This window comes from Variovorax sp. P4_D9, from assembly GCF_056401695.1.
On the sequence record NZ_JBFUIU010000648.1, the window covers coordinates 1 to 5075 of the forward strand.

A 5075-nucleotide genomic window follows, 5' to 3' on the forward strand; every position below is an offset into this window, starting at 1 on the left:
ATCGAGCAATGTCTAAGGACGCGCGTGGAAGAGGATCGAAAGGGCAGGGAGGGGCGGCACCCGGTTCGCCTGCGAGGCGATGGCGCCCGCTGGCTGAAGGCGTTGTGGCTGGCCGCCGGCGGGCTGAGCCTGGCGGTCGGCCTCGTCGGCATCTTCCTGCCGCTGTTGCCCACCGTGCCGTTCGTGCTGCTGGCGGCCTTTTGCTTCTCGCGCGGCAGTGCGCGCTGCGAGCGCTGGCTGCTCGAGCACCCGCGCTTCGGGCCCTGGATCCTGGATTGGCGCCAGCACCATGCCGTGCCGCTGCGTGCCAAGCAACTGGCGATCGCGATGATGGCCGCGGGGTCGGTCGTGGCCGCGTTCCAGTTGCCTCGAGCCTGGTGCTGGGTTCCGGCGGCGTGCTGCGCAGCGGTGGCGGCGTGGCTCTGGCGGCTGCCGACCCAAGGTGAGACGGCTCCGAAGCGGCCGGCCGACGCTGCAAAAATGCCCTGAGAGCACTGGAAAATGCCGGGATTGCGCTTAGTCCATTTGGAGGCTTGTTACCAAAAGTGTTATTAGTCATAATGCCTTACATGCAACCCACCCGCTCCCCCCAACTGCAGTGGTCCACGAAGGGACTGCTCGGCATTCTTCGCGCAACCCGGGCGGCCCAGGCGCCACGCGCTGTCCGGACGGTCAATGACCCGCCGGAGCCGTTGAGCGTCGAAGAGCTGAGCGAGGTCGCCAAGAACTGGCGCAGCCGCGCCGGTGAGGACGAGGGCCGTGCGGACACGGTAGCCCAGGCGCTCGAATCGGTGGTCGAGCGTCGCCGGGCTGCGGCGACCCGCAGCCGCGCCCGCATCGTGGGCGAGCGGATCTCGGAGTTCATGCGGATATAGATCCGTCACCCGGAGGACCTGCGCTCAGCTTGCGCACGCATCGGCGGGCAGATGCATCGGCGGCGTCTTCAAGGAAGCTCTGTTTCGCGTCCCGGATGCGGACCCTTCCGGCAGACGCCTGCACCGCCCGTTCCTAGACTCCCTGGGGCATGAAGAAAACGAATCGGGAATCGACGGAACGCCGGTTGGCCGGCTGTCTTGCGCTTGCCGCTGGGCTGGCGTTGAGCGGTTGCGGCTCGCTCGTCGCCGAGAGCGCCTCGGCCGGCGCGGGGATGGCGGGCGCGGCGTTGGCGAATGCGGTCACCGACAAGCCGGGATTGCCGCCGGCATCGGCATCGGGCTGCAGTCGGCCGCGCGCGCGGGCGTCCAGTACTTCGACCGCAAGGTTCACAACGAGGCGCAGACGCAAATTGCACAGGTGGCCGGGCCGCTCAAGGTCGGTCAGGTCAGGCCGTGAAAGACTTCGCTCTCACTGCCGCTTGAGCCCGAGGAAGCCGGCCGCGTGGCGGTCAGCCGGGTGATCAGCACCGGCGAGCTCGACTGCAAGGAGATCATCGTTTCGGTCGAGCAGAGTGGTGCCGACCCGCTGCCGGCGAGTGAGTTCTACGTGGCCGCGATATGCCGCAACGGCAGTCGCTGGGCGTGGGCCCAGGCCGAGCCGGCGACCGAGCGCTGGGGCTGGCTGCAATGACGCGTGTCGGCGGGCACGCCGCGCTGCGCCTGGGAACTGCGCTCGGCTGTGCGCTGGTCCTCTCGGGCTGCAGCGCGGTTGGTGGCATCACGGGGGCGGTCGCAGGCATCGCCCGTCGGCATCGGCGTCTAGGCGGGCATCGATACGACCATCCAGACCATGCTGCGCCGATGGAGCCAGGTGGAGCAGGCCCGCATCGCGGCCCTGGTCGGCGACTTGGAGGTCGGTCAACGCCGGCCCTGGGAAGTCCGCCACCCCGTGACCTATTGGGACGCTTACTGTAAGGCGAGGTCAAGGTGGTGCGCGCGTTCACCACCCCGCTGGCAGCCTGCAAGGAGGCCGTGTTCTCGGTCGACGACAGCGACGCCCAGCACGCCGGCGAAGCGCAGACCCACTACGTGACCACGGTGTGCCGGGGTGCGCAGGGCTGGAAGTGGGCGCTGGCGGAGCCGGCGGTGGCGCGTTGGGGCAACCTGCAGTGAGTTGGCGCGGCCCGATGAAATAAGCTTTTTTCGGCCCACTGCAAATTTTCCCCGCTGCTGCCGATATCCACTTGCAACCCGATTCATGAAAGCCGATCCGTCGTGCATTCCTCGGGCTGTGCGGGGTGGCGCTTTTCACCTCGCCGAACCGTGCAACGAGGAAGAGAAGAAGATGCGCCGCAGATCACGAGTGGGAATGCCCTGGAGCGCGGCGGCCATGTTGGCCGCCGCTACTTGCTTGTCGGCTTGTGGTGGCGGCGGCGGCGGCGGGGGTGGGGGCGGCGGCGCCATGGCCGTGCCTGCGGCGGCGGCGCCGCCCGCGCAAGTGAAGCCGCCGGACACGGCGATCACGACCTCCTGCAGTTCCTGCAGCGCGTTCGACGTCAGCAGCTATTCGGGTTCGGGCACGGCAGTCTGGCAGGGAGTCAACAAGTCCCAGGTCTCGGCCGATGTTCCGTTGTCGGTCACCGGCCTCGATGGCCAGACCGTGACGTTCGTGCTGACCAACGAGAGCGGTGTCGACCAGGCGATGGCCGGCATCGTGCTGCGCTCCAATGTCGATCGCAGCCTGGTGTCGAGCAAGGCGATGCTGCCGGATGCCCGGAGCGGCATCGACAGCGTCGAAGCACAGAAGCGCGCGATCGGCGACTTCAATCGTTCAGGCTTCGGACTGCTGATCGATCCGCAATCGAAGACGCAGCCCGCGCTCTCCAAGTCGATGGCGCCAGCGCCGGCCTTTGCCGTCGATGACCAGCGCCAGATCTACCTTCACGACCATTCGCAGCGCACGGTGAAGCTGGCGGTCCAGCGAACCGCCAGTGATGGCACCGTGGTCAACCTGTGGGTCGAGGCCAGCGAACTGGGCCCGTCGCGGATCAGCACCGAACTCGCCCAGCGCGTGGAAGACAAGTTTGCCGCGCCCGGCGGGATCTACGACATGCTGGTGCGCATCGGCGGCCCGCTGTGGGGCGAACATGACTTCAGCCAGATGGTGGCGGGCAGCGGCCAGCCCGTGGACATTTTCTTCGTCAATTTCGAACCCAACGGCAAGCCCTATGGCCTCATGGGCTACTTCTGGGGCCTGAACAACTTCAAGAAGGGCAGCGGCGAGCTCAGCCACAGCAACGAATCGCTGAGCCTTTACCTCGATTCCGAATCGCTCTACCTGGACGGCGAAGCGGGCGTGAAGCAGATCGCCACCGCGATGGCGCACGAGGGCCTGCACATGCAGAACTTCTATCGCCGCGGCGTGAAGATGGGCTCGCAGTACAGCTACGACACCTGGCTGGAGGAAATGTCGGCGCTGATGATGGAGGACTGGGCCAGCTTCAACATCGACCCCAGCCACAACGCGATCCGCGATACGCGCTTTCCGTATTACCTGGCCTACAACGGCTCGGGCAGCTACAACTGTACGCTCTCCGAGTGGACGCCGATGGGGGCGAGCTGCGAGAGCTATGCGTTGACTGGCTCGTTCGGCGGCTTCCTGAACCGGCAGTTGGGCCTCGACTTCTACAAGTCGCTGCTGAACAGCGCGGGGATCGAGGACTCGACCGCGATCCTGGACGACGCCATCAAGGCGAAGCGGCCGGGCTCCAGCCTGGGCCAGGAGCTGCGCCGCTTCTCCTCCGCCGCCGCCGGCGTGATCCCGCTGAGTGCGGGCATCGCCGAGTACAGCATGCCGGCCCGCAGCGAAGGCGGCTTCAGCCTGCCCGCGATTGACCCCTCGAGCCTGGGTCGCGGCAACCGCGCGCTGCCGCAGGCGGTGCCGGACATGCTGCACAAGCTGGGCAGCTTCCCGGTGGCGCGTCCAGGCCTGAAGGGCACCTATACCGAGACCGTCCGCGTGCCGGCAGGGACCACCCTCTCGGTGGTCGTGAACTGAACGCCAGAAGAAGGCAGGGCCTGCTCAGGAGCCCAGCAGATTGCGCCGCACGTGGAGCAGATGGTCGCGGGTGTGGGCCGTCGCGCGCAGCAGGTCGCGGTCGGCTAGTGCGCTCACGATCCGGCGGTGCTCGGCCTGATAGGACAGGCGGCGCTCCGGCGACAGGCTGTGGCGCTTGAGCGCCCCCCAATCGTCCTGGGCGCGTGCCTCGTTGATCAGCCGGAAGATGTGGGTGACGAGGGAGTTGTGGGCGGCCAGTGCAATGGTTTCGTGCAGTTGCCCGTCCCAGACCTCGAACGCTTCCATGCTGTCCGCGGCCTCCGCCATGTCGCAGCAGTGCGTCATCTTCGCGAAGTCGTTCTGCGAGGCGTTGCGGATGATCATCTCGACGATGCTGGGCTCGATGGCCAGCCGGGCCTCCATCAGCTCGGCCGGGCTGACCGACGCAGCCGGGAGGGCTGTCGGCAGCGCGACCGGTCCGGCCGAAGAACCGCCGCCCAGTCGGTCCGGCTCGAAGCCGTCGCTGACATAGGTGCCGCTGCCGACGACCTGGGTGATGAGGCCGGCCGCCTTGAGTTGCGCCAGCACGCGCCGCACGGTCGAGCGGCCGACCCCGAATGACTCGCTGAGTCGACGCTCGGTGTCGATCCGGTGCCCCTGGCGCCATTCGCCGGACTTGAGCTTGCCCAGAATCGCGTCCCTCAATACCGCAGCGTTGTCCATTGGTGTTCCTTGAATGGGCGGAATCATATCAAAAGAGCTCGCGGAAGAAACCAAATAGGCCCAATTGTCAGATAGATGGATCCTTCAGTTGTCAGAGTGAAATTTGGAGGTGGAAGGCGCCCGTGGTTCGATAATTTGGTTCTAGAATCGACCAATCGAATCAAATTGGGTTGATTCGTTGAACCAATTGGAGTGTCATGAAAATCGGACGTGTTTCTCATCAGGGTCGGGTGCGCTTGGTGCTCGTCGACGAGGCCAAGGGCAAGGTCGCATTCATCGGAGGCAGCCTGTCCAGCCATCCGAACCCGGTCCAGGCCGTCATAGAGCGCCGCATCACGGCCGCGGAACTCGATGAACGCAAGGACGGCGAAGCCAGCTTTGCCGACGTCGCCTTCCTGTCGCCGATCTCGGTCCAGGTC

General features: G+C 66.3%; 5 protein-coding genes and 2 pseudogenes. 6 read left to right on the top strand and 1 reads right to left on the bottom strand.

Translation table 11 applies throughout. The features are described 5' to 3' along the window. The 5 genes and pseudogenes from AC1DY5_RS41515 to AC1DY5_RS41535 all read left to right on the top strand — a co-directional run. Positions 1-489, top strand: a 489-nt coding sequence (locus AC1DY5_RS41515) for a YbaN family protein (protein ID WP_478120267.1), incomplete at its 5' end; no start/stop codon positions are given. 80 nt (positions 490-569) lie between these two features. Further along, positions 570-875: a hypothetical protein gene (locus tag AC1DY5_RS41520; protein ID WP_478120268.1), complete on the top strand. Its 306-nt coding sequence runs from the start codon at positions 570-572 to the stop codon at positions 873-875. Positions 876-1024: 149 nt separating this feature from the next. Beyond that, positions 1025-1566: pseudogene (locus AC1DY5_RS41525) on the top strand (hypothetical protein). 296 nt (positions 1567-1862) lie between these two features. Beyond that, positions 1863-2048: a hypothetical protein gene (locus AC1DY5_RS41530; protein ID WP_478120269.1), complete on the top strand. Its 186-nt coding sequence runs from the start codon at positions 1863-1865 to the stop codon at positions 2046-2048. 172 nt (positions 2049-2220) lie between these two features. Further along, positions 2221-3933 carry a M30 family zinc metallopeptidase gene (locus AC1DY5_RS41535; protein ID WP_478120270.1) on the top strand — a complete coding sequence of 571 codons (1713 nt, stop codon included), beginning with the start codon at positions 2221-2223 and terminating at the stop codon, positions 3931-3933. A 24-nt stretch (positions 3934-3957) separates the two neighbouring features. Here the strand turns inward: AC1DY5_RS41535 and AC1DY5_RS41540 are convergent, their stop codons facing one another. Beyond that, positions 3958-4656, bottom strand: a complete 699-nt coding sequence (locus AC1DY5_RS41540; protein WP_478120271.1) for a FadR/GntR family transcriptional regulator — start codon at positions 4654-4656, stop codon at positions 3958-3960. Positions 4657-4853: 197 nt separating this feature from the next. Here AC1DY5_RS41540 and AC1DY5_RS41545 point away from each other — a divergent pair. Next, positions 4854-5075, top strand: a pseudogene (locus AC1DY5_RS41545) (hypothetical protein); the annotation flags it as partial.